20 protein-coding genes are annotated in these 23,098 nt (G+C 46.4%); 12 read left to right on the top strand and 8 right to left on the bottom strand.

All coding sequences use genetic code 11. The features are described from left to right. The first annotated feature begins 43 nt into the window (after positions 1-43). Complete coding sequence (locus tag P150_RS0111260; RefSeq protein WP_028897768.1) at positions 44-901, top strand: hypothetical protein; 858 nt, start codon at positions 44-46, stop codon at positions 899-901. Between the two features lie 143 nt (positions 902-1,044). Here P150_RS0111260 and P150_RS0111255 read toward each other — a convergent pair whose 3' ends face one another. Further along, positions 1,045-2,967, bottom strand: coding sequence for a cation-translocating P-type ATPase (locus tag P150_RS0111255; RefSeq protein ID WP_028897767.1), 1,923 nt, complete (start codon positions 2,965-2,967; stop codon positions 1,045-1,047). A 112-nt stretch (positions 2,968-3,079) separates the two neighbouring features. Beyond that, the gene (locus P150_RS0111250) at positions 3,080-3,292 is read right to left on the bottom strand and encodes a heavy-metal-associated domain-containing protein (protein ID WP_028897766.1); all 213 of its coding nucleotides are present in this window, start codon (positions 3,290-3,292) and stop codon (positions 3,080-3,082) included. 202 nt (positions 3,293-3,494) lie between these two features. Here P150_RS0111250 and P150_RS0111245 point away from each other — a divergent pair, with 202 nt between their 5' ends. The 4 genes from P150_RS0111245 to P150_RS16460 all read left to right on the top strand — a co-directional run bounded on the left by P150_RS0111245 (position 3,495) and on the right by P150_RS16460 (position 7,937). Further along, positions 3,495-4,631, top strand: a complete 1,137-nt coding sequence (locus P150_RS0111245) for a hypothetical protein (RefSeq protein ID WP_155952998.1) — start codon at positions 3,495-3,497, stop codon at positions 4,629-4,631. Positions 4,632-4,706: 75 nt separating this feature from the next. After that, positions 4,707-5,519, top strand: coding sequence for a lipopolysaccharide assembly protein LapB (locus P150_RS0111240; protein WP_028897764.1), 813 nt, complete (start codon positions 4,707-4,709; stop codon positions 5,517-5,519). Between the two features lie 287 nt (positions 5,520-5,806). Further along, on the top strand, positions 5,807-6,889 hold the full coding sequence (locus tag P150_RS0111235; RefSeq protein WP_028897763.1) for a bifunctional 3-deoxy-7-phosphoheptulonate synthase/chorismate mutase type II: 1,083 nt from the start codon (positions 5,807-5,809) through the stop codon (positions 6,887-6,889). Between the two features lie 43 nt (positions 6,890-6,932). Beyond that, a complete protein-coding gene (locus tag P150_RS16460) occupies positions 6,933-7,937 on the top strand; it encodes an endonuclease/exonuclease/phosphatase family protein (protein ID WP_051617630.1) in 1,005 nt (334 codons plus the stop codon). A 367-nt stretch (positions 7,938-8,304) separates the two neighbouring features. Here the strand turns inward: P150_RS16460 and P150_RS0111225 are convergent, their stop codons facing one another. The 4 genes from P150_RS0111225 to P150_RS0111210 form a co-directional block, all read right to left on the bottom strand. Continuing rightward, positions 8,305-9,453: a UDP-N-acetyl glucosamine 2-epimerase gene (locus P150_RS0111225; protein WP_028897762.1), complete on the bottom strand. Its 1,149-nt coding sequence runs from the start codon at positions 9,451-9,453 to the stop codon at positions 8,305-8,307. A 174-nt stretch (positions 9,454-9,627) separates the two neighbouring features. After that, positions 9,628-10,581, bottom strand: coding sequence for an SPFH domain-containing protein (locus tag P150_RS0111220; protein ID WP_028897761.1), 954 nt, complete (start codon positions 10,579-10,581; stop codon positions 9,628-9,630). Between the two features lie 40 nt (positions 10,582-10,621). Continuing rightward, complete coding sequence (locus tag P150_RS0111215) at positions 10,622-11,071, bottom strand: NfeD family protein (protein ID WP_028897760.1); 450 nt, start codon at positions 11,069-11,071, stop codon at positions 10,622-10,624. A gap of 169 nt (positions 11,072-11,240) precedes the next feature. Further along, complete coding sequence (locus P150_RS0111210; protein WP_028897759.1) at positions 11,241-12,146, bottom strand: M48 family metallopeptidase; 906 nt, start codon at positions 12,144-12,146, stop codon at positions 11,241-11,243. A 144-nt stretch (positions 12,147-12,290) separates the two neighbouring features. On the opposite strand from P150_RS0111210, the gene P150_RS0111205 reads away from it, so the two are divergent. Continuing rightward, positions 12,291-13,139, top strand: a complete 849-nt coding sequence (locus tag P150_RS0111205; protein ID WP_028897758.1) for an esterase family protein — start codon at positions 12,291-12,293, stop codon at positions 13,137-13,139. A gap of 1,033 nt (positions 13,140-14,172) precedes the next feature. Here P150_RS0111205 and aroC read toward each other — a convergent pair. Together aroC and P150_RS16455 are read right to left on the bottom strand one after the other, a co-directional pair. Further along, on the bottom strand, positions 14,173-15,273 hold the full coding sequence (gene aroC / locus P150_RS0111195; protein ID WP_028897756.1) for a chorismate synthase: 1,101 nt from the start codon (positions 15,271-15,273) through the stop codon (positions 14,173-14,175). Positions 15,274-15,463: 190 nt separating this feature from the next. After that, on the bottom strand, positions 15,464-16,102 hold the full coding sequence (locus P150_RS16455; RefSeq protein WP_036932196.1) for a peptidylprolyl isomerase: 639 nt from the start codon (positions 16,100-16,102) through the stop codon (positions 15,464-15,466). A gap of 223 nt (positions 16,103-16,325) precedes the next feature. Between P150_RS16455 and P150_RS0111185 the strand changes: the two genes are divergently transcribed. The 6 genes from P150_RS0111185 to P150_RS17640 all read left to right on the top strand — a co-directional run bounded on the left by P150_RS0111185 (position 16,326) and on the right by P150_RS17640 (position 22,825). Next, on the top strand, positions 16,326-18,425 hold the full coding sequence (locus P150_RS0111185) for a S8 family serine peptidase (RefSeq protein ID WP_028897755.1): 2,100 nt from the start codon (positions 16,326-16,328) through the stop codon (positions 18,423-18,425). Positions 18,426-18,624: 199 nt separating this feature from the next. Beyond that, on the top strand, positions 18,625-19,113 hold the full coding sequence (fldA, locus tag P150_RS0111180) for a flavodoxin FldA (RefSeq protein WP_028897754.1): 489 nt from the start codon (positions 18,625-18,627) through the stop codon (positions 19,111-19,113). A 57-nt stretch (positions 19,114-19,170) separates the two neighbouring features. Further along, positions 19,171-19,527 carry a DUF2023 family protein gene (locus P150_RS0111175; protein WP_231477631.1) on the top strand — a complete coding sequence of 119 codons (357 nt, stop codon included), beginning with the start codon at positions 19,171-19,173 and terminating at the stop codon, positions 19,525-19,527. A 309-nt stretch (positions 19,528-19,836) separates the two neighbouring features. After that, positions 19,837-20,742, top strand: coding sequence for an IS982 family transposase (locus P150_RS0111170; protein ID WP_028897752.1), 906 nt, complete (start codon positions 19,837-19,839; stop codon positions 20,740-20,742). A 241-nt stretch (positions 20,743-20,983) separates the two neighbouring features. Continuing rightward, positions 20,984-21,922: an IS30 family transposase gene (locus tag P150_RS0111165; RefSeq protein ID WP_028897751.1), complete on the top strand. Its 939-nt coding sequence runs from the start codon at positions 20,984-20,986 to the stop codon at positions 21,920-21,922. A gap of 603 nt (positions 21,923-22,525) precedes the next feature. Next, the gene (locus P150_RS17640; protein ID WP_197018083.1) at positions 22,526-22,825 is read left to right on the top strand and encodes a transposase; all 300 of its coding nucleotides are present in this window, start codon (positions 22,526-22,528) and stop codon (positions 22,823-22,825) included. Positions 22,826-23,098 lie beyond the last annotated feature (273 nt).

The raw sequence follows: 23,098 nt of genomic DNA, 5'->3' as shown, positions 1-23,098 counted from the left end.
ATTCTTTGGCAGTTAAGAAGCGAAAGACTAAATTTGCAATATTATGAAGAAGATTTTTATCATAGCAATGGCAATGATTCTTGGCATACAGGCGTATGCACAGGATGTCTATAACGTTGGCAACAATGAGCAAAGCACCATTGAACCAATAGAATCTTCTCGTTTGCAAGGTCCGAGACAAGCCACTGAAGCCGAGAAGGAGTATGCAAGAATGCTGGCCGAGGAACGTGCCCAGCAACGGCAGATTGACAGCAACCTCCCTCTTGTGGACGAAAACGGACAGGCCCTGACCGGCAATGACCTTTACTATCCATATTGGGATTACGGTTGGGGATTGAATACTTGGCGACTGCACAAGGGACTGAACGTGAACGTGGGTGCGTCGGTATTTGCAAACTTCGGCGACGGTTACGGGCACGGTGCAGGTTTCACGCAGGATATTTCCCTGATGTACGTTACCAATCTTTCCCAAAAAGCCACATTAGCCGTAGGAGGCTATTTCAACAATATGATTTTCGGCGGCAGCAACTATACCACGGCAGGCATCAATGCAATGTTCGGCTATCGTTTCAACGAGCATTGGAGTGCCTATGCGTTCGTTCAGAAAGCATTTACTTCCGACAACTTCAGCCCGTTTATGATGGGCTACAACTCTTTCGGCTATGGATTCGGAAGATACGGAATGGGGTACAGTCCGATGTATGCAGGTTGGGCATACAGCCCTTATATGGGTTATGGTCCTGCTGCCAACAGATTTATGGACAGAATCGGAGGTGGAGTAACCTACGAATGGGGCGAAAACAATCAGAATTCTATCTCCATCAATGTTGAATTTGACCATATTCCTCAACAACGGGGAAACTTCTACAATAACCGAAGATACGATTATCCGGTCAGATAAAAAGCGTGTTTAAGGGGACTTTTTGTCAGGGAACAAGAGGGCTTTTGTCAGTAGACAAGGGAACGAAGGGGCGAGTTTACAAGTAAATTACTTTTTATATTCAGTAATTCCTTGTAAACTCGTCCCCTTGTTTCCTCGTTCCCTTATTTCCTTGTCCACTTCAATCGCAGACTGTTCAGCACCACGCTGACGCTGGAGAAAGCCATAAGGGCACTTGCCCACGACGGCGTTATCTGCCAATGGATGCCGAAAGCATAGAGCAAACCTGCTGCAAGAGGAATGCAGACAAGGTTGTAGATGAAAGCCCAGAAGAGGTTTTGCCATATCATACGGACGGTACGCCTGCTCAGTTCAATGGCATCGGGGAGCGTCTGAAGGTCGTCTCCCATCAGCGTTACCTGCGCCACGTCCATCGCTACGTCCGTTCCCTTGCCGATAGCAATGCTCACGTCTGCCAATGCGAGTGCCTGCGTATCGTTGATACCGTCGCCAACCATTGCCACGCGCTTGCCTTCGCTCCGTAGTTTCTTCACGAGATTTTCCTTATCCTGTGGCAAAACCTTGCTCTGCCAATGCTTTATTCCGGCTTTTTCAGCCCAGTATCGTGCAGCCTCTTCCTTATCGCCGCTCATCATATACACCTCTACGCCATTGCGCTGCAATTCTTCCATAACCTTGCGTGCGTTGGGTTTCAGGGTTTCACGCATTTCCAATTCCAAGTCGTCGGCTTTCGTGAAATCCACGTTCGTGTTCGGAATGGTCAGGGTTCCGGTTTTGTCCGTAACCAATGCGTCCACCCTGCGCAGTCCTTCCAATGCCGAAGCGTCCTTGATGAGAATCTGCTTTTCAGCAGCCTTGCCTATTCCCACCATCAAAGCAGTAGGCGTCGCCAGTCCCATTGCACAGGGACAGGCGATTACGAGTACAGCCACGGAGGACATAATGGCTTGTGGGAGCATTTCGCTTCCTCCAATAATCCACCACGCAAGAAATGTTGTCAATGCAATCCCTGCCACAATCGGAACGAACACCATTGCAGCCTTGTCCACGATACGCTGCACGGGAGCTTTCGATCCCTGTGCTTCCTGAACCATACGGATAATGTGGGCGAGTGCCGTATTCTCGCCTATCTGGCGTGCCTTCATCCGGAACTTTCCCTGATTCGGAATCGTACCGGCGAGCACCTTGTTGCCTTTCTTCTTCTCCATCGGCGTAGGTTCGCCCGTAATCATACTCTCGTCTACGTATGCCGCATCGGCCTTCATAAAACTTTCGGCAGACAAGACCTCTCCGTCCACAGGCACTTTCTCGCCGGGACGCACTTCCAGAATGTCGCCCACTTCGATGGTGGAAATCGGAACTTCCTCCACTCTTTCGCCGTCCACGATGTGTGCTGTCTTCGGCGACATTCCCATCATCTGACGGATAGAAGAAGCCGTACCGTCCTTAGCTTTCTCCTCGAGCAGTCTTCCCGTGAGCACGAAAGTGATAATCATTACCGAGGCATCGAAATAGGTGTGCCATTCTATGCCGCGACTCGTCCAAACGGCATCGCCCCAAAACGTATTGAATGCGCTGAAAAGAAAGGCTATGAGCGTAGACAGCGACACGAGCGTGTCCATATTTGCCATACCGTGTCGGAGTTGTTTCCACGCACTGACATAGAACTGTCTGCCACAATATATCATATTCGCCAACGCAATGAGCATCGTCACCTGATTGGCAACGCTTTTTGCGCCCAGCTCTATCCATCTCATAGACACAGCCATACACAGAATGGAAAATATCCACGAGAGAATCGTGCTCCGTTTCAGCAGCGCATATTCCTTTTTCTCAATTTCCTCAACGGATTGTTCATCGTCGATAATCATATCATAGCCGATGCCGTTGATCTCGGCCTTCATCTGTTCGGGTGAAATCCGAGACGGATCAAAGTCGATAAGTGCCGAACGTCCCGGCAAAGACACCGAAGCACTCGCCACGCCCGACAATGTATTCAACTTCTTTTCTACGTTGGCAGAACACGCCGAACACGCCATACCAACTATTGGAAACGTTTTCTTCATAATAAATTTAAGCCTCCCCAAGCCCCTCCAAAGGAGGGGATGTTGAAGCTACTGACAATTAAGACATTCCTTCCTTTGGAGGGGCTTGGGAGGCTCTATGGTTCTTTATCTCTTAAATCTGCAATTCATACCGCCCACTATTCTCCACAGCTTCCTTAATCTGTTCGGGGGCAATCACGCTCTCATCATACTCCACCGTAACATTTGCATCTTGCAGATGTGCTTCCACGCTACAAACACCGTCCAAACCTTTTAGTGCGCTCTCAACCTTTGCCTTACAATGTTCGCATTTCATTCCACTTACTGCGTATGTTCTTTTTTCCATAATTCTTTATTTTTAAAAGTTTATAATGCAAAGATAGCTACTAATATCCAAATGTAAGTCAGGAAACGCTTAAAAGACAATGTATTTCTCATTTTTTTAGAAAAAGGAAAGCATATTCTGTTACTTTTGATTATCTTTGTAAGTGTTTCAAACCGACAGTATATTCTTTATCAAATACGAACTTAATAAACTATCAGAGCTTATGAGATTCATAACATTACTCTTGTTGATGGTTGCAGCAACCACAATGAACGCACAAACCGCAAATACAGAACCGATAGGAGAACCCGAAGACAAGACACCAACAGTCTTTTACTTCGACGACGAAATCTATGTGAACACACTTGGATTCGCGAAACGCAGCTTAATCGAAGAAAAAATATACTTTATGGACAACGACGAAGTCCTTGTAAGAGAGTTCTTGGACTACGGAGGCTATATGAAAGGCAAAATAGACAAGGGTTCAGGAACCATCACAATAGAAAACAGGCAGCCCGTACAGCATATACAGTTCGGACAGAATGCAGAGAAAACTACGATTTACTTTGCCTGCATAGACCCTGAAACCAAGAAACCACTGACCGGAAACTTCGTCCTCGAATATAAAGACAAGGGCAATGGCGAAATAATCATAGACGGCAGCAAACTTACCTACGCGCTATACTACGGAGACGCAGAAGCCCCTACCATATACAGGTACGCACACGGCATAAGAATGACCGATCAGACTTTCCTCGACAACCTGACAACATCGGCCGTCTACGAATACACGGACAACTTTTACGGCGAGGGCTACCAACAAACCGAGGCGAAATGTATTCAGTATGGAAACAAGATATATCTCAAGCCATTGGAAACGCTCTTCAGTGCAACTTGGCAACAGGCTTATGTATCGAAAGAAGGCGAACAGTTCACGCTGCACATTCCCACCGACCAGTTCCTCGGGCATTACAGCGCAACGGAAAGTTTCGTTTTCAAAGCGGGAAAGTTGAATAAGGACGCAGTGGAGGCTACGAGGGATATGACCGAACTGGTGCTCCCGATGACCTACGACAAAGCCAACCACACCTACAAATGCGTGGCTGCCGACGACGAAATACTCGGTGCCGCCGACTACTTTACCGACAATCGCGGTATGCAGAAGGAATGGGGAACAATGTATGAAGCCATATCAATAACCATTCACGAAACTACCGTTACAAACGGCATCGAAAATCTGACCGTCAAGGACAGTCAGAGAACGGAGAATCATCTGTACTACGACTTGCAGGGCCGTGCCTATGCAAATCCTGTCAAGGGTGTCTGTATATATAAAGGTAGAAAAATAGTTGTGAAATAACTGTTCAGCAAGTTCCTAAGACCCATAATGACAGACTACTTCAGCAAGGAATAATTAAAACAAAAGCTACACAATATGAACTTTTTTCAGAAACTCTTCGGAGGAAAGGAAGAAAACAAGGAGGAAACAAAGGCGGCAAGCGAGGCGAAAGACTTTGAAGTATTGAAATACGACGGCGTGCGCGCTATGAAAAGCGGAGAGAACGACTACGCACTCAGATGTTTCAAGCACGCACTCGAATTGCAGGAGGACTATGAGATACGCGACTATCTTTCCATCGTCTACGCACGGACGGGACAACTCTCCGAAGCCTACGAGCAACTGTTGAAGCTGAGCGAGGTACAGCCCGACAACCAACAGATTTTCATCCGTATGGCAAACATTGCCTATATGATGGAGGACTACGGAATTATGAGCAACGCCTGCGAAAAGGCATTGCTCATCGACAAGGAAAACCCCGAAGTGAGCTATCTCTATGCACAGGCGACGAAAGGACAGGGCGACGATGTGAACACCGTGGCAATGGCCACGAAAGCCATTTCGCTCAACGATTCCTACGGCGATGCCTACCTGCTGCGTGGAGAAACCCTCCTCCGTATGCAGCAGCTCGAAGAGGCTGACGCCGATGCACAATGGCTCCTTGAGCATACTGAAGACAACGAGGACGTGCTGCTGCTCAAGGCACGCATTGAGAGAGCCAGAAACAACGCTCCCCTCGCTTTGGAATATTTCTCAAAGGTTATCGATGCCAGCCCATTCAGCATAGCGGCATTCAGGGAAAGAGGGTTGCTCTACGAGGAGACAGGAGAGACCGACAAGGCAAAAGAAGACTTGGAGAAGGCAGACGAATTGCAAAGAGACGCTGAAGTCCTTACCGGCAACCGCTAAAGCACGTAAATCTTTCCAATTCTGTAAACACCTGAAAATCAACAGACAAGAAACTCCTTTCCATTTTTGCGAAGATTGCATTCCATTCTTCGTAAAAATGCACTGCAATCTTGCGAAGATTGCGAGCCATTCTTCGGTTACTTGTAAAACGCATTATTGTCAGTCCAGACAAGGTATCGGAAAATCATCCGACATCAGCAGACACGGCTGCCAAATTTCAATCAGTTATTGGCGCGGAAAAAGGCATTATTAAGATAGAAAAAGAAGAAAAACGAAGATATATGACTATGGAATTAGAACTGCAACCATTGGAAATGCCGAGCGACAGGAAGCGTCCTGTCGTGATATCCGGGCCTTGTTCGGCAGAGACCGAGGAACAATTAATAAGCACGGCAGCAGCTCTGGCCGAGAAAGGATGCCATATATTCCGTGCCGGCATTTGGAAACCACGCACGAAACCGGGTGGATTCGAGGGAAACGGCGAGAAAGCTCTGCCGTGGATGAAGCGTGTCAAGGACGAAACCGGTATGCTGATTTCCACGGAAGTGGCAACTCCCGAACACGTGGAACTGGCTCTGAAATACGGAATGGACGTGCTTTGGGTGGGAGCGCGCACTACGGCAAATCCGTTTGCAATGCAGGCGTTGGCAGACTCGCTGAAAGGCATCGACATTCCTGTGCTCGTAAAGAATCCCGTGAACCCCGATTTGGAACTGTGGATTGGCGCATTGCAGCGTCTGAATCAGGCAGGTCTGAAGCGATTGGGAGCCATCCACCGCGGTTTCTCCAGTTATGAAAAGAAGATTTACCGGAATCTTCCTATGTGGCAGATTCCCATCGAGCTGCACCGCCGCATCCCCGATTTGCCCATCATCTGCGACCCGAGCCACATCGGTGGGCGCAGAGACCTCATTGCACCCTTGTGCCAACAGGCAATGGACCTCGGTTTCGACGGATTGATTGTGGAAAGCCACTGCAATCCCGATGAGGCGTGGAGCGATGCAAAGCAACAGGTAACACCGGATATTCTTGACGATATTCTTTCCTCACTCGTGGTGCGCAACGGACATTGCAAAACGGAAGGGCTGCGCCAGTTGCGCTCGCAGATCGACGACCTCGACAACAGCCTGATGGAACTGCTTGCAAAGCGTTTCCACATTTGCAGGGAAATCGGCAGATACAAGAAAGAGCACAATATGACCGTGCTCCAGTCTGAACGCTACAACGAAATCCTCGAAAAGCGTGGCGCACAGGCAGCCCTCTGTGGTATGGATGCGGAATTTGCAGCCCACGTTTTCGAGTTCATTCACGAAGAGAGCGTGCGCCAGCAGTTGGCTATCCTGAACCATCGGAAAGAGAAACAGGAATGAAACAGCCTGCTGACAGTTATCACGATCAGTCCTTAGCCATAGAATGAAGCAACTCCTCATCATCGCCCTTTGGTTTCCTCTCTTGCTGTTCGGGCAAACGCAATTCACGATTGTTGAATACAACGTGGAGAATCTTTTCGACACGCAACACGATTCGCTGAAGAACGATCAGGAATTTCTTCCCGATTCGCCACGGAAATGGACGAGGAAAAGATACTGGGAGAAACTGAACAAGATAGCGCAAGCCATCATTTCGTGTGGAGAAGATTCGGAGAACTGGAGCCTGCCCGACATTGTTGGCTTGTGCGAGGTGGAGAACGACACCGTTCTGCGCGACCTGACCAGACGTTCCCTGCTCCGTAAAGCCCATTACGAATACATAACGACAGCTTCTGAAGACGTGCGAGGCGTTGATGTCGCCCTACTCTATTCTCCTCTCTCATTCTGTCCCGTCAGCATCGACACAATTCGCATCCGCCCCATCAGAGGAATGAGACCCACGAGAGACATCCTCCACGTAGCCGGAGAACTGGCCGACGGCGACACGCTCCACGCATTCCTCCTCCACGCACCCAGCCGTTTCGGTGGCGAACCGGCCACACGGCCTTTCAGAATGCACGTGGCTCAAAGGCTATGCACGGCGATAGATTCCATCAGAATCATTTCGCCGAACGCACAGATCATAGCAATGGGAGATTTCAACGACTATTACGGCGATGCCTCGCTGCAACTCATCTATGAGCACGATATGGTAAACGTTTCGGCAAAGGCTGAAGGGCGCAACGATGCAAGGGGAACTTACCGTTTCAGAGGCGAATGGGCAAGCCTCGATCACGTGCTCGTGAGCAGAAACATTGCACAGAACGTTATGGATTGCTCCATCAATGATGCCGAGTTTCTGCTGGAAGATGACACAAAATACGGTGGAAAGAAACCCAAGAGATTCTACAACGGAACGAGATACAACAAAGGTGTGAGCGACCATCTTCCTATTGTTTTAAAGATTAGAAAGGGCAAAACAGCCGAGCCTATCGGGCAATCAAGGTAGATACCAAAGAAAGCTCTCACAGATTTTACGGAAAACGATAGTACTTTTCCACAAAAACGATAGTACTTTTTGTTCAAAACGATAGTACTTTTTACCCAAAACGATAGCACTTTTTTGGAAGATTGATAGATCTTTTCGCAATCAACTGATATTCAACACGTTGCAAAAACACAAAACAAGAGTGAAAAATCGGCAGAAAAAGAGTATAAAAAGGAGTATGAAAGAAGGTGGAATTTCCACTTGTTTTCATAATTCCACAGTTGAAAATCGCCAAGCTGAAAGATTACTATACCTCCTTGTCAATTCAGTTTGACACCAATAAATAACGGCGAACATACACTTGTACGCTCGCCGTTATTCTATTTCATCATTTCATATTCTCAAGAAGTATCTGGACAATGCGCTCTGCCGAACGTCCGTCCCATCGGTCAGGGATGCTCGATGCTTTCCATCTGTCGTTTATCATATCCGAAACAGCCTCACGAAGCCTTTCTGCATCTTCGCCAACGAGCACGTTCGTTCCCTGCTTCACGCTCTCTATATGCTCCGTATAGCTGTTGATAGTGGCACAAGGCACATTGTTGAATGTGGCTTCTTCGGCTACATTGCCCGAATCGGTGATGATTCCCTTCGCATTTGCAAGCATATAGCCAAACTCAAGATAGCCCAACGGCTTGGCAATATGGAGTCTGCGCAAATCCAAATCCTCACGTTCGCCCAGAGAAAGAACCGTGTCTACGGCGGAATCTCGCAACGGTGCCACAACGGGTATATCGCCGGAAGCATCCAACATAGCCTTCAGCATCTGCACAAGATTTTCCTTGTCGGTCATCAAGGCCTTACGGTTGAGCGTGAAGACAAGATAGTTTTTCTCCTTCAACTGCAAATCCTTCAGAGATTCTATTGCACCGAGAGACATTCCTTCCATTCTTTCGCGATTGAAACGGATATTGTCTATCAGGATGTTGCCCACCATATAGACCTTTGAAAGCTCGGCACCTTCCCTGTTTGCAATGCTGTTGTTGCTGAGTCCGGCCGTGAAAAGAATGTCCGAAAGTCCGTCGATAACCAGTCGGTTGATTTCCTTCGGCATCGTGATGTCGAACGAACGTGTGCCTGCGGCCAGACGAACCAGCATCAGGGCTTGCTTCTTGGTAACGATAGCAGCGGCCATTGTTGATGCCAAATCGTCCACAACGATTACAACGTCTGTTTCGTGCTGCTGCAAATACACTTCAAACTTCGACATTACCTGCCCCGTAAGCTCGTTCAAATTCTCACATTCCACACCCAGACACACGTCGGGACGGTTTATCTGCAAGTCAGCAAACAGGCTGTCTTCCAACGTCGGGTCTTCTGCGCTGCCGGCATAGACTAATGAATAAGAGATCTTTCTTATGTTTTTGCCGTCTTCCTGCATCTTCTGCAACTGACGGATAATGGGTGCAACCTTGATAAAGTTCGGACGGGCACCGCAAAAAATACAAATCTTCAGTTCTTTTCTCGTTTCTATCATTTGGCGATTGATTCTTTATTATTGAGTTAGAGACAGAAAAAATAAAGTTGGAGGAAACCGCATCCTTCAGATAAATGTTATCAGCCAATGCACAAAGGCTCATCGGCGTTTGTACTTTGAAACCGACAATGAAGCAAACACGACTTCCTCCAACTCTCTTTAATCCCTCATTTATTATTCTCCTTTGAACATTTCCTTGATTCCACCAACCGAGCCCATCACGCCAGTAGCCTCGTATGGCAGGAATACGGTCTTCTGATTGCCGTTCTTTGCCAGTTCCTCCATCATCTGAATGTACTTCTGTGCTATGAGATAATTGGCGGGATTTGTGCTCTTTCCCACAGCTTCCGTAATCTTGTCGATGGCAATAGCCTCGGCCTCGGCAACACGAATCTTCGCCTGTGCCTCGCCTTCGGCAATGAGAATGGCCTGCTCACGGTCGGCCTGAGCACGGTTGATGCGCGATGTCTTCTCGCCTTCAGACTGAAGGATGGCTGCCTGCTTCTCGCCTTCGCTGGTAAGAATGGTGGCACGCTTGTTTCGCTCTGCCTGCATCTGCTTTTCCATAGCCTGAAGCACGCTCTCAGGAGGAGTGATATCCTGCAATTCCACACGGTTCACCTTGATTCCCCACTTGTTGGTGGCATCGTCGAGCACCGAACGCAGCTTGGTATTGATGGTATCTCGCGAGGTCAGCGTCTGGTCGAGTTCCATTTCGCCGATGATGTTACGGAGCGTGGTCTGCGTCAGCTTCTCGATGGCATTCGGAAGATTGTTGATTTCATACACAGCCTTGAACGGGTCTACGATCTGAAAATAGAGCAAGGCATTGATCTGCATCTGAATGTTATCCTTTGTAATCACATTCTGACGGTCGAAATCATACACCTGCTCGCGCAAGTCTATTACTGTCGTATAGGTGTATCTCCCGCTGCGCAATGCAACAATTTCCTTTGCACGGTCGATGAAAGGGATGATGATGTTGATACCCGGCTGAAGGGTTGCGTAATACTTACCCAACCGTTCTATAATGCGTGTTTCGCTTTGAGGGATAATCACAATCGCCATCTTGGCAAACAGAATTACCAACAGCACGATGGCTATCAATACATAAGTTCCTATTTCCATAAATATTAAGTTTTAATGATTTTATTCTTGTATTTCCAAACTAAGCTATTTCCACCGTTACGATGATGGAATCCATCTTCAGCACCCTTACGGCCATACCTTCTTCAATAGCCTCACGTGTATTTGCCACAGCCTTCCAATAGTCGCCGTCGATCTTCACACGGCCATAGCCGCCGGCCTCTATCCTTTCCGTAACTTTTCCCACACGCCCGATGATGGCCTCGGCATTGCTTACCCGGCTCTCGCCGCCCTTATGGAAGTATTTCAATGCCACAGGACGAACGAAGGAAATGCTCAACAACGTTGCAATGGAGAACACGATAATCTGAACAGCAAGGCTATCCGTGAAAGCGGAAACAATGCCTGCCGCAACACCTCCAATGGCAAAACACATAATGAAGAAATCGCCATTGGTCAATTCCAAAACGAGACAAAGGATGCTTACAAGCATCCAAGCCAACCACAGGTTCTGTGAGAAGTATTCAATCATAGTCATAATGGCTTAAATTAACACTTGAATTTCGAATGTAAAATTAATAAAAGAATTTGGTTCTGCCAACTTTTTAAAAGAAAATCGCCACCGGCATTCAGAATTTTCATAATGATGAAAAGCCTGAATGCCAGTGGCAATCCCCTGTTATTGCGCAGACGCTTAAATCCTAACGTCTTTTAGAACCCTTTTTCTTTGCAGGCTTTGCGGGCTTCTTCGCCGTGAATGTTCTTGCAGGTCGTGGGCTTGCAGCACCACTCGCCTGATAATATTTCAAAGCCTCAGGCATCCATCCCTGAATGTTCTTGATGCGTGTTGCATCGGACGGGTGGCTGCTGAGATAACTTGACAGAGAAGTCTGCGCACCTGAACCCTTTGAGGCAGCCATACGCTGCCAGAAACCGACAGCTTCCTGTGGATCATAGCCTGCCATTGCCGCAAAGATGAGTCCCATATAGTCTGCCTCGCTCTCATTTGAACGACTGTAACTTGCATTACGGAACGTAAACACACCATTTGCCACCGTGGTTGCAATGTCGCCGACACCACTTCCCATCGTAGAATTCAATACCGTGCCCAGAATTGCAGTACCGATGCCCTGATTCTGCTTCTTGGTCATTTGCTCTGCGCTGTGCTTAGCCACGGCGTGCGCTATCTCGTGGCCGAGCACGATAGCCAGACTTGCTTCGTTCTGTGTATATGGGAACAAGCCTTCATACACTACAATCTTTCCGCCGGGCATACAGAATGCGTTGGCCTGATTGTCCTGAACAAGGTTGAACTCCCATTGGAAGTTCTGAAGTTCGTTGGCATATCCGTTGTTTCTCAGATAGCTTTCCACAGCGTTTGCCAACTTACGGCCAACACGTTCCACCATCTGCGTATTCTTTGCATTGGTAGACCTCTTGGCAGAAGCCATAAACTTCTTGTATTCCTGCGTACTGAGGCTCAGCAGCTCTCCGTCGCTCACGCTAATGCGATGCTTCCGACCACTCAAAGGCACCGTAGAACTTGAACCACAGGAAGCCAATGTAGCGATTGCAATCGCCATTAAAAGTAACTTAATCTTATTCATCTTAAAATGTTTTTATAACTTTCCGTGTGCGAAAATACAACATTTTTTACACATAAAGAGTGAACTGACTGTTTTTTCACAAACAATAAACTATCTGGACTCTATTCTTCGTATCTTTGCAATATCAACATAGAACAAATAAAGATGAGAAAGATTGCTTTTACCTTGGCTTTACTGTGCTTCTGCCTTATCGCCCGAGCCGGACGAGTGGTAACGGATAGCATTTACAGCAAGACGATGAACTGCCACGTGCGCTTCAACGTGTATCTCCCCGACGGTTTCGACCAGTCTGCCGACAAGTATCCCGTGGTATATCTTCTGCACGGTCTCACAGGCACCCACACGGATTGGGAAAACTTAGGCAATGTACGCCTCATAGCCGACGAACTCATCAGTTCCGGCGAAGCACAGCCAATGGTAATCATTATGCCGAATGCCGGACATCCCGACCGAAACAACCATTGGAACGGTTATTTCGATATGCCGGGACGAAAATACGAAACATTCTTCTTTTCCGAACTGCTGCCTGCTGCCGAAAGAAAATACAAGGCAATGGGCAACAAAGCGCAGCGTGCCATTATGGGACTCTCGATGGGTGGCGGAGCCAGCATTGTCTATGCGCAGAAACATCCCGACAAATTCTCTTCCTCCTATGCTATGAGCCCTTGGCTCGAACCAACAGACGCACTCAAGGGCAACCCAGACAGGAAGAACAAGTTCTATTATCTCACGGAATCCATAGCCGACAACTCTGCCATTCGATTCATTGCCGATGCCGATGAAAACACAAGACAGCAGTTGCGCACCGTGAAATGGTTTTTCGATTGCGACGACGATTTCCTTTTCGACTCAAGCATCAACATCTTCAGGCTCTACAAGGCTGCCAACATCCGTAGCGAACTCCGCATTCGCAACGGTGCTCATAATTGGGAATACTGGCGCACCTCTCTTCGTCTTGCCCTTCCGTTTGCTTCACGCAGCTTTACTGAGTAATCGGCGTTCCACACAAGCCCCGAACCTTAAGGAACAGGGTAATCAGCAAACAAGTTTACAGGCAGACTACCTCGTATGTGCAGAAAAATTATCCTACAATTCGTGTGCTTTCGCCCAATCCAAATCACAGAAGATACACACAATAGTGCGCATATTGCAAGAAATTTATAACACACTGAAAATCAAGATATTAAAAACAATATTCCATTCTTCGCAAGATTGCACTTCATTTTTGCGAAGAATGCAATGCAAACGTGCGAAGAACGCATTGCATTCTTCGCACGTTTGAAAAACAGTCATATTTCATACATTTTCCCCATAAGATTACTCGAATTCGAGATAAAATGGCAAGACTTTCTCTCACAGATTTCACAGAAGCACAGATTTACGCCTATCCCTGAACACAGAGAAGGCAAAGCCTTCAAGGATGGCACAGATGTCTGATGAGAAACGATTGGATATTTGGTCTGCAATACTCATTCGCACAAGGAAATCTGTGCCATCCTTGAAGGCTTTGCCTTCTCTGTGGCGAAAATAAACGTCTGTGCATCTGTGGAATCTGTGAGAGATAAAAGCACAAGATGGCTGAATAATTATTAGTGCAATCGCATATTTCCAAGTTCAGATTTATCCCGAACTCAGGTATAAGATTATAGTTCCGAGAAATCTATGAAAAACACAACGGCAAGACAGCAAAATAATTATCAAAGCCAACCTTACGGTTCTGCATTCAGACCTATCCGTAAATCAGGCACACAAATATTATGGTATGCCGTGTGCGAACGATGCTATAATTTACAGCTCGCATCCACTTTCCATTGGGCTGAAACGTTGTTCAAAAAGGAGTTGAGGGGTATATAAACGATTTGAGAGCGATACAAGTATCGCCCTCAACCAACACAAAAACTAAACTAGACTTAACTAAACGATTTCGGATGAATTTCGCAATCAATCTCGAATCGTGGTGCAAAGGTATAACTAAAAACGGATAATTCAACATTTTAGCCGTAAAATTTATGCACCAAGATTGAAATTATGTTAATTTGCTTGTATTATTGATCAACAACTGATCGAGAATGACCATTGCAGCCATTGCCTCGACAATAGGAACGGCACGTGCCAATACACAAGGGTCGTGCCGTCCACGCACATCTATCGTAGCCGGATTGCCCTCAACGTCCACCGTTTCCTGTTCCATCAGCAAGGTGGCAACAGGTTTGAAGGCTACACGGAAGTAAATATCCTCGCCATTGCTTAGCCCTCCCTGAATGCCTCCACTATGGTTCGTACTTGTATTGACAGCCAAACGTGATGCGTCTCTTGCATCGGCATTCGACACGAAACGGTCGTTCTGCTCGCTTCCCCGCCAAGAAACACCTGCAAAGCCCTCGCCGTATTCAAAACCTTTCACGGCGTTGATGCTCAGCATTGCACCTCCGAGCAGCGAATGCAGCTTGCCGAACTCCGGTTCGCCCAATCCCGGAGGGCAACCTTTTATCACACAGGTTATAACGCCACCTATCGTATCGCCTTCCTCCTTCATCTGACTGATGAGCGACTCCATTTCCTTTGCCTTTTCAGGATCAGGACAACGCGTGGGACTGTCTTCCACCTTGCTCAAATCGTACTTCCTGTAATCTCTCTCCAAGCAGATATTACCCACCTGTGAGGTATAGGCGTGAACAGAAATGCCATATTTCCTCAAGACGAGCTTTGCCAATGCTCCGGCTACAACTCGGGCCAAGGTAATGCGTGCAGACGTGCGTCCTCCTCCACGGTGGTCTCTCACACCATATTTCTTATAATAGGTGTAATCGGCGTGCGAAGGGCGGAAAAGATTCCTTATATTATCGTAATCCTTTGAGTGCTGATTGCGATTCCTTACAATGAATCCAATCGGTGCGCCTGTGGACTTCCCTTCAAAGATACCGCTCAGGAGTTCCACTTCATCGGGTTCTTTCCTGTCGGTAGTTATCTTGCTCTGTCCCGGTTTCCTCCTGTTCAGTTCGCTCTGAATGAAATCCAAATCGATATCCACACTCGACGGCATTCCGTCTACAACGCCACCAACTGCCACTCCGTGGCTTTCACCAAAGGTGGTAAGGGTAAAAAGGGTTCCAAAAGTATTGCGCATATTCTACGAGTTTTTAAAAGAACAAAGAAGAAACAGAGAAGCGACTATCACACCATAGATAATCATAATCCATTTTTCAGAGTATGAAATTCTGAATTGTGATTACCCACAGCCATATTGGGAGTATAAGGTAGGGTGTTCAAAACTCAAAGAACATCCATACCCACCCCTTCTATTCCGTCATTCCCGATTAATGGCAGCCACAGCCACCCTCGTGGCCTTCACCTCCACAGCCGCACTCACCGTCTCCGTGGCCTCCACATTCGCCATCACCGTGACCGCCGCAACCACAGCTTCCGTCGCCGTGTCCGCCACAGCCGCAACCACAATGATGACTGTTCATCTTGTCGAAGAACTCTTTCACTTCGTCTTCCGTGGCTTCGCGAGATTCATTAACGTGTCCGGTAAACTTCAAATCCTTGCCTGCCAATGGATGATTGAGGTCTACCTTTACCGAGTCGTCCGTAATCTCCAATACGCGGGCAATGAAACGCTGTCCGTGCTCGTTCTGCAAAGGAAGAACTGCATCTACAAATACATTCTCTGCATCGAATGCTCCATCGCGGGAGAATATCTCCTTGTTCAGCAGAAGCACCTGTTCTGCGTTGTGAGGCCCGTAGGCCTCCTCCTGAGAAAGCGTGAAAGCGAAATCATCACCTGTATTCAAATTAACGACTGCATTTTCAAATGCCGGCAAAGCCATTTCACAGCCCGTGTAAAATTCCATCGGACGCGCATCCTCCGTCTTTTCTACAAACTGTTCTTCACCGTTTTCTACACTATATAATTCATAACTTACAGATATGAATTTGTGGGTTTTACTATCCATAATCTCCTTTTTAAAATTTACGATTCATTGCAAAGGTAACATTTTATTATGAGAAATCGACCGGGAAGATGAAAAAAACAGTATTGCAACGAGTTATAAACACTTCGCCGGCAGCAAATCTTGAGTTTTCTTCGTTAATCTCGTTTTTTTTATATTTCTTTGCAATATGATAATTAAGAATATATCTATGGTATCTCATATTGCCCTTAAACATCAGACAACAATGAAACGAATCAGACTATTACTCCTTTGCATCGGAATTGCAACCACGATGACGGCGCAGCGAGCTGCCTTTCACAAAATGTCGTCTCTCGTCAGACAAGCCACCATCGACGCCAGTCTGCAGAAGCGAAAAGCCCTTTCACAAAATCAAGAGTTGCAGAAGAAACGCCCTGCGATAACTGCCTTCGTGAAAATCAACGGCGATGCCGAAAGAATTTTCAGCGATCATCGCTGCCGGAATTTGGCAAAGATAGGCAATATTCATATTGTTTCCATTCCGTTGAATCAGTTGGCAAGTCTTTCAAACCATCCTGATGTGGAAAGAATTGAGGCAGGGAAACGTGCCGATGCGCAGATGAATATTGTTTCGGAAAAGCTGAACGCCCTGCCGGTATATGCCGGGACAGGCCTTCCCGAGGTTTATACAGGCAAGGGAGTTGTGGTGGGCGTTCAGGATATTGGCTTCGACCTTACCCATCCGAACTTCTACTCCTCGGATATGAGCGAATACCGTGTCAAGGCGATGTGGGATCAGTTGTCGAAAGACACGATCGGCACTTCGCTTCCCGTAGGCAGAGATTACATAGGAAAGGATGCGCTGCTCGCAATCGGACACCCATTAGACGGTCTGACACAGACACACGGAACGCATACGGCAGGGATTGCAGCCGGAAGTGGGGCTGAAGGAAACGGAACGGTGTCGCCATATAAGGGCATAGCCTATGAGGCCGACATCGTAATGGTGTCAAATGCTACGGGAAACAACATAACACTCATCGACACGGCCGACTATTACAAATACACCTATGCCACGGATGCACTCGGATTCAAGTATATGTTCGACTATGCCGACAGTCAGGGCAAGCCTTGCGTTATCAATTTCAGCGAGGGAGGGCATCAGGATTTTATGGGCTACGACCAACTGTACTATGAGATTCTCGATTCGCTCACTGGTCCCGGACACATTTTGGTGGCTTCAGCAGGCAATGATGCAGACCACGTGAACTATATCCACAAGCCGTCGGGGCAGAAACGGGCTGGCGGACTTATCATCGGGAATATGGATTACGGATATTACACGGTAAAGACCGACCGACCTTTCACATTCATAACCAAGATTTACAACGACAATGCAACTCCTTTCGTGAAGGAAATCACTGCCGGTGAAGTGCTGGCAAGCACCGATTCATTGTATTCAGATACCATCTTGATTGACGGAACGCCCTACCGTTGGCACGTTGCAGCCTACCCTTCCAATTATAATAAGGTGGAAATGGTGTATGACATTCGTGTTTCGGCAGAGAAAATCGGACACACCACGCCGGTTTCGCTCGAAGTCGTGGGAGAGAATGCCAATATAGAACTGTACAGAATAGCCGGATACATCATACCGAACAGCCTCGACCCGGAACTTCCGTCGGGCAACAACAGCCACAGCGTCCATTCTCCATCGAGTGCCCCAAGCGTTATCTGCGTGGGGTCTACGGGCTATCGCACGGAATTTGTGAATTATCTCGGCGAAACAAAGGCATATAAAAATGGGGAAAATGGAAGCAGGTCTTCCTTTTCCGGTGTCGGTCCGACCCTCGACGGAAGAACCAAGCCCGATGTTATGGCTCCGGGACAGAATGTCATATCGTCTTACAGCAGCTTCTTCATCGGCAATCCCGACAATGCCGGCTATCCATTGAGCAGCGACGTTCGCCACTTTGAATACAACGGACGTACCTATGCTTGGAACTGCAACTCCGGAACCTCAATGGCTACACCGGTTGTGGCAGGTGCTATCGCACTTTGGTTACAGGCTTATCCGAAACTGACACCCGAAGACTGCATCGACATCTTCAGCAAAACCTGCACACACTACGACGCTTCCCTCTCCTATCCCAACAATCTGTACGGCTACGGACAGATAGATATTCTCGAAGGACTGAAGGAAGCTCTGAAGAAGGCAGCAGCCGGAATCGAGAACATTCCGTCAAAAGAACAGCTTCAAGACGACAGAATATACTCATTGGATGGCATATATATAGGTAAGGATGCGGCACGACTACCTAAAGGTATCTACATACGCAATCACAAGAAGTTTGTAAACAAGTAAGAATTACAGTTACAAATCGTGAAAGGGTGCTATTTCTTGTTACAAAAGCAAGGGATTGCACCCTTTTTTCCTCACAAACCACTACCCAAAAGTAGGTATTTTACCATAACCACCATTTTTAGGTATTGCAAGTGAAAAAGAAACTTCCTATCTTTGCAACCGAAATAAACAAAGAAAAAACTAAATCAGTAACAAAGATATGAAAAAAACAGTTGTAGTTTTCGGTTCATCAACCGGTACTTGCGAAACTATTGCAAACACGATAGGCGAAAAGCTCGGTGCTGAAGTAATCAACGTAACAGATTTCTCTGCCGACACAGTTGCAGAAAACGATAACCTCATTCTCGGTACTTCCACTTGGGGTGCAGGCGAATTGCAGGACGATTGGTACGATGGTATCAACGTATTGAAGGGTGCCGACCTTGCAGGCAAGACCGTAGCTCTCTTCGGTTGTGGCGACAGCGAGTCTTACGGCGACACTTTCTGCGGTGCAATGAAGGAAATCTTCGATGCTTGCGAAGGCGCAAACGTTCTCCCGGGTGTTTCTACCGACGGCTACACATTCGACGATAGCGATGCAGTTGTCGATGGTCAGTTCGTTGGTCTCGCATTGGACGACGTGAACGAAGACGATCAGACAGAAGGTCGTATCGACGCTTGGTTGGAAAGCATCAAGGGTTCGCTCTAAACCAAACGCAAAGAGTTAGGCACTTTTCAGGTCAGTTGTTTAAAACAGATGCAAGGGATGCAGTCAATGCCGTCGGATATGAAGGTCCTGATGAACCATATCTATGAGTTCAAGAAGGGCGTGCGACAGATGATTCTCTATACTTTCAACCAAAAGTATGAGGACTATGTAATTGCGCGCTTGCAGCATCAGAACATCCCCTACGTCATACAGCCCGTAGGAAATGGTTGCCTAAACCTTTTCTTCGGTCGCAAGGAGTGCCTCGACGCTATACAGCTAATGGTTACCAAGCCGTTGAATCAACTCTCACCCGAGGAAGACTTCATACTTGGTGCAATGTTGGGCTATGATATCCGCGTACAGTGCGAACGCTATTGCGAAAGAAAGTGCCGCACCTGCAATCAGGCTCAATAAATAAGAAAAAGAAATTATATGTTGAATGGCAGTGGCCATTGCAATTTATTAAATGAAAATCTTGTTCGCGAAATAAAATTATTTCATAATGTTTTTGTATAGGATTAAGGGTTGTCGTGAGACAACCCTTTTCTTTTTGTTCATTGCCAATTACATTACGTGTTTATCCCAAATCGGTCATTAGGCTGTTTCCCCCTGTTATTTTAACGTGAGTTCGATGAATTATAAGTTCTTGTAAATTTGGTAATTAGCGAAATTTGTTGTAACTTTATAGTGCTAAAATACAAAGAATTACAAACAAAAATCGCTATGCTTACCGAGGGCAAAGTTACAGAAATATTTTGTATGGCAGATGACTTCTGCAAGTTTTTTGACGCACTGATGGCAAAATATACGCTAAAACCGTCTGACAAGAGGAAGTATCACCGTGATTCCACGATGTCCAAGGCTGAAACCATGCTGATTATGATACTCTTTCACGATTCAGGCTATCGTTGCCTGAAGCATTTCTATCTTGAGAAGGTGTGCAAGCATTTACGTCATCTGTTTCCCGAGGTAGTCTCGTACAACCGTTTCGTAGAATTGGAAAGGGAAGTCGCCATCCCCTTGGCTTTGTTTATCAAAAAGGTCCTGCTGGGCAAATGCACAGGCATCAGTTTTGTTGACAGTACACCTCTTCGCGTCTGCCGAAACCAGAGAATACACATTCATAAGGTTTTCAGGGGCATTGCCCAAAGAGGGAAATGCTCCATGGGGTGGTTCTTCGGATTCAAGTTGCATTTAATCTGCAACGAGAGAGGAGAACTTCTCAACTTCATGATTACCCCAGGTGGTCTTGATGACCGTAAGCCTTTGGAATACAAAGCCTTTGTAGAGTTTATACATGGCAAGTTGGTCGGTGACAAGGGATATATCAGCAAGGGGCTCTTCCAAAGACTTTTCGTTGATGGCATACAACTTATTACCAAGTTGAAAAGCAACATGAAAGGAGCATTGATGAGCGTCTCGGACAAACTGCTGCTCAGAAAGAGGGCTATCATAGAAACGGTGAACGATGAACTCAAGAACATTGCACAGGTGGAGCACTCCAGGCATCGGTCCTTTGACAATTTCATCGTCAATTTATTGGGGGGCATTGCGGCCTATTGCCTGTTTCCAAAGAAGCCGTGCATCAATGTACAAAGGACATTGGACACACAGCTTGCTTTGTTCTGAATTCGTCGAACTCACGTTATATTAACTTCTTTGAGAAACTCTGAATTATCAACATAAGTGTATAGTGAAGATTCCAAATCGAAGTGCAAAAAAGAGTAGCCCTCGCCGAGAGATGCAGACGTTCTCGAAGCGTAGCGAGAGGTTGTCTGCATCTCTCGCCGAGGAAAAAGCAACAACCGGCAATACAAATTTAAAAAGGGAGACCGAAGTCTCCCCAGGATTAACTAACTTTGTATTGTTTATGTACCATCAATTAATCTCGGAGCAAAGGTCGCAAATTTTCGCCTTACTTCAAAAGAAAACCGCAAGAAAAGAAATTGCCGCCATCGTCGGCATCAGTCAGGCAACACTCTCACGTGAAATCAAACGCAACAGCACGCCCTCGGGAAAGTATATCTGGATGAAGGCGCACGACATGGCCATGCAGCGCAGGAGGCGAACGGTGAGCAACTCCAGGCTCTCCGACGAATTGGTCTGGAGAATCAAGGAATATATCGTTAATGACCAATGGTCTCCAAGGCAAATATCAGGGTATCTGCGTGTGAATGAGGGGATAAGGGTGTCCCACCAGTCCATCTACAACATCATCCACAATGACCCGACAGGGAAACTTGCCGGGCACACAAGACATCAGATGAAATACAGGCATCACCCCAAGGGTGGGCATCTTCCTGTCAAGGACAGGGTGAGCATCCATGAGAGAAGCAAGGAAGTGGACGGGAAGAGATTTGGAGACTTTGAGATGGACCTGATCGTCGACCCTGCCCAAAGGGCCATACTCACACTGGTGGAGAAATCCACCAATATGTTGCTTATGCAGAAACTGCCATTTGGGAAGCAGTCGAAGCCTCTGGCAAAAGCAGTCAGGAGACTGCTGCTGCCATACAAGGACAGACTGAAGACCATTACCACTGACAACGGACCTGAGTTTGCCGCACATAAGGATATCACGAAATGGTTGGGCGTGCCTGTGTACTTTGCTGTTCCATATTGTTCATGGCAAAAGGGAGTCATTGAGAATACAAACAAGTTAATCAGGCAATATATACCTAAAAAGGATTCCTTTGAGAACTATACGGACAAGAGGATTATGGCCATACAGAAGAAATTGAATGAAAGACCAAGGGAAAAACTAAACTTTTCCACACCAAAGTGCGAGTTCTTCAAACATGTGTTGTAATTTTGCACTTGCTGGTTGACTCTACAATAGTTCCATTCCCTCGATTAAGAGGGCAAACAAACCGATGGTTATTATTACAACGAGAGTCTTTCTTTTCATTGAATCCCTTGTAATATTAACGCATTTATAATTTCTCATACAATCATCTATACATAACTCAGTTTATAATAATTCAATATATTCCCATTATTTTCTCTCTCAAAATCGGAGGATTTTACTCACTGGAGAGATTTCTTGGACTGATAACGCAAATGTACTTGATTTATTGCGAAAAGATACCGAGCAATTGCGAGATTGCTCAGTATCTTTTGGGCGACTATTCGATTGGACCTTTCTGTGTAGTTGTTAAACGATATGGAAACGCTTCTTGCAAATGCTTTATCTCCGTTTTTTTCGGAACTGTCTTAAAAAGTGTGTAAGCCCTTTTTATAACCTTTGTATTTGAAGCAAAAAAGAAAAATAAAATGGAACTTACACAAGTACAAATTTCGGAAATTATTTCGAATTACTCTAGCAAGCAGCGAGGGTTTGTCTTCCTTCAGCCATTAATTATAGATTCTCTGATATTTAATAAGCATAAACTGTTCATAGAGGAGCATTTAGGTGAGCAACGAACGGCGTCTGTCCCAGACGTTGGACAGCCATAGCTTTGCGTTTTTCCTACACATTCCATGCAGTCGGAGTGGCAGTTTCTATCCAGTCCTTCTTGACCTGATATGCAGTGAGGATGGGAAACGTGCCAGACTGTTCAACATGCTCTATACCAAGGGGTTGATGATAGAGCAGACAGTTAAAATACTAGAGGTAATCTATGACCACACTTACAGCAAACGGCAAATCTCTAATCTTACACAGAGCTGTCGTGAAGATGTGGAAAGCCGGCTTTGCAGAGAACTCCCATAACATTATCTTGTGGTTTATATTGATACCCCCTTTCATTCCTACACGCAGGGACATTCCAAAGCAGATGCTTACCGTACAAATATTCGGATGTTATTTGTAAACATACAATATATATATTCTCCTATGTCTTCGTAATAGTTACCATCAATATTACAATATCAGTATTGACCTGCATATTTTTAGAAACAGCAGAACCATAACCACTAAAGCGTGTCGATAGCTTCGGTTTATAAAAGGTTTATGTAAAGACTGCATAACGAAATGATACAACTG

Source organism: Prevotella sp. HUN102 (assembly GCF_000688375.1).
GTDB lineage: Bacteria > Bacteroidota > Bacteroidia > Bacteroidales > Bacteroidaceae > Prevotella.
The sequence above is the reverse complement of the archived record's forward strand: the minus strand, read 5'-3'. Positions and strand labels throughout refer to the sequence as shown.

What these genes read in the sequence shown, in the direction of transcription:
- P150_RS16460 (WP_051617630.1), top strand. Translation starts at nt 6,933, where the DNA reads ATGAAGCAACTCCTCATCATCGCCCTTTGGTTTCCTCTCTTGCTGTTC.
- P150_RS0111245 (WP_155952998.1), top strand. Translation starts at nt 3,495, where the DNA reads ATGAGATTCATAACATTACTCTTGTTGATGGTTGCAGCAACCACAATG.
- P150_RS0111205 (WP_028897758.1), top strand. Translation starts at nt 12,291, where the DNA reads ATGAGAAAGATTGCTTTTACCTTGGCTTTACTGTGCTTCTGCCTTATC.
- P150_RS0111185 (WP_028897755.1), top strand. Translation starts at nt 16,326, where the DNA reads ATGAAACGAATCAGACTATTACTCCTTTGCATCGGAATTGCAACCACG.
- P150_RS0111250 (WP_028897766.1), bottom strand. Translation starts at nt 3,292, where the DNA reads ATGGAAAAAAGAACATACGCAGTAAGTGGAATGAAATGCGAACATTGT.
- P150_RS16455 (WP_036932196.1), bottom strand. Translation starts at nt 16,102, where the DNA reads ATGGATAGTAAAACCCACAAATTCATATCTGTAAGTTATGAATTATAT.
- P150_RS0111165 (WP_028897751.1), top strand. Translation starts at nt 20,984, where the DNA reads ATGTACCATCAATTAATCTCGGAGCAAAGGTCGCAAATTTTCGCCTTA.
- P150_RS0111255 (WP_028897767.1), bottom strand. Translation starts at nt 2,967, where the DNA reads ATGAAGAAAACGTTTCCAATAGTTGGTATGGCGTGTTCGGCGTGTTCT.
- P150_RS0111260 (WP_028897768.1), top strand. Translation starts at nt 44, where the DNA reads ATGAAGAAGATTTTTATCATAGCAATGGCAATGATTCTTGGCATACAG.
- P150_RS0111170 (WP_028897752.1), top strand. Translation starts at nt 19,837, where the DNA reads ATGCTTACCGAGGGCAAAGTTACAGAAATATTTTGTATGGCAGATGAC.
- P150_RS0111215 (WP_028897760.1), bottom strand. Translation starts at nt 11,071, where the DNA reads ATGATTGAATACTTCTCACAGAACCTGTGGTTGGCTTGGATGCTTGTA.
- aroC (WP_028897756.1), bottom strand. Translation starts at nt 15,273, where the DNA reads ATGCGCAATACTTTTGGAACCCTTTTTACCCTTACCACCTTTGGTGAA.
- P150_RS0111240 (WP_028897764.1), top strand. Translation starts at nt 4,707, where the DNA reads ATGAACTTTTTTCAGAAACTCTTCGGAGGAAAGGAAGAAAACAAGGAG.
- P150_RS0111235 (WP_028897763.1), top strand. Translation starts at nt 5,807, where the DNA reads ATGGAATTAGAACTGCAACCATTGGAAATGCCGAGCGACAGGAAGCGT.
- fldA (WP_028897754.1), top strand. Translation starts at nt 18,625, where the DNA reads ATGAAAAAAACAGTTGTAGTTTTCGGTTCATCAACCGGTACTTGCGAA.
- P150_RS0111175 (WP_231477631.1), top strand. Translation starts at nt 19,171, where the DNA reads ATGCAGTCAATGCCGTCGGATATGAAGGTCCTGATGAACCATATCTAT.
- P150_RS0111210 (WP_028897759.1), bottom strand. Translation starts at nt 12,146, where the DNA reads ATGAATAAGATTAAGTTACTTTTAATGGCGATTGCAATCGCTACATTG.
- P150_RS0111225 (WP_028897762.1), bottom strand. Translation starts at nt 9,453, where the DNA reads ATGATAGAAACGAGAAAAGAACTGAAGATTTGTATTTTTTGCGGTGCC.
- P150_RS0111220 (WP_028897761.1), bottom strand. Translation starts at nt 10,581, where the DNA reads ATGGAAATAGGAACTTATGTATTGATAGCCATCGTGCTGTTGGTAATT.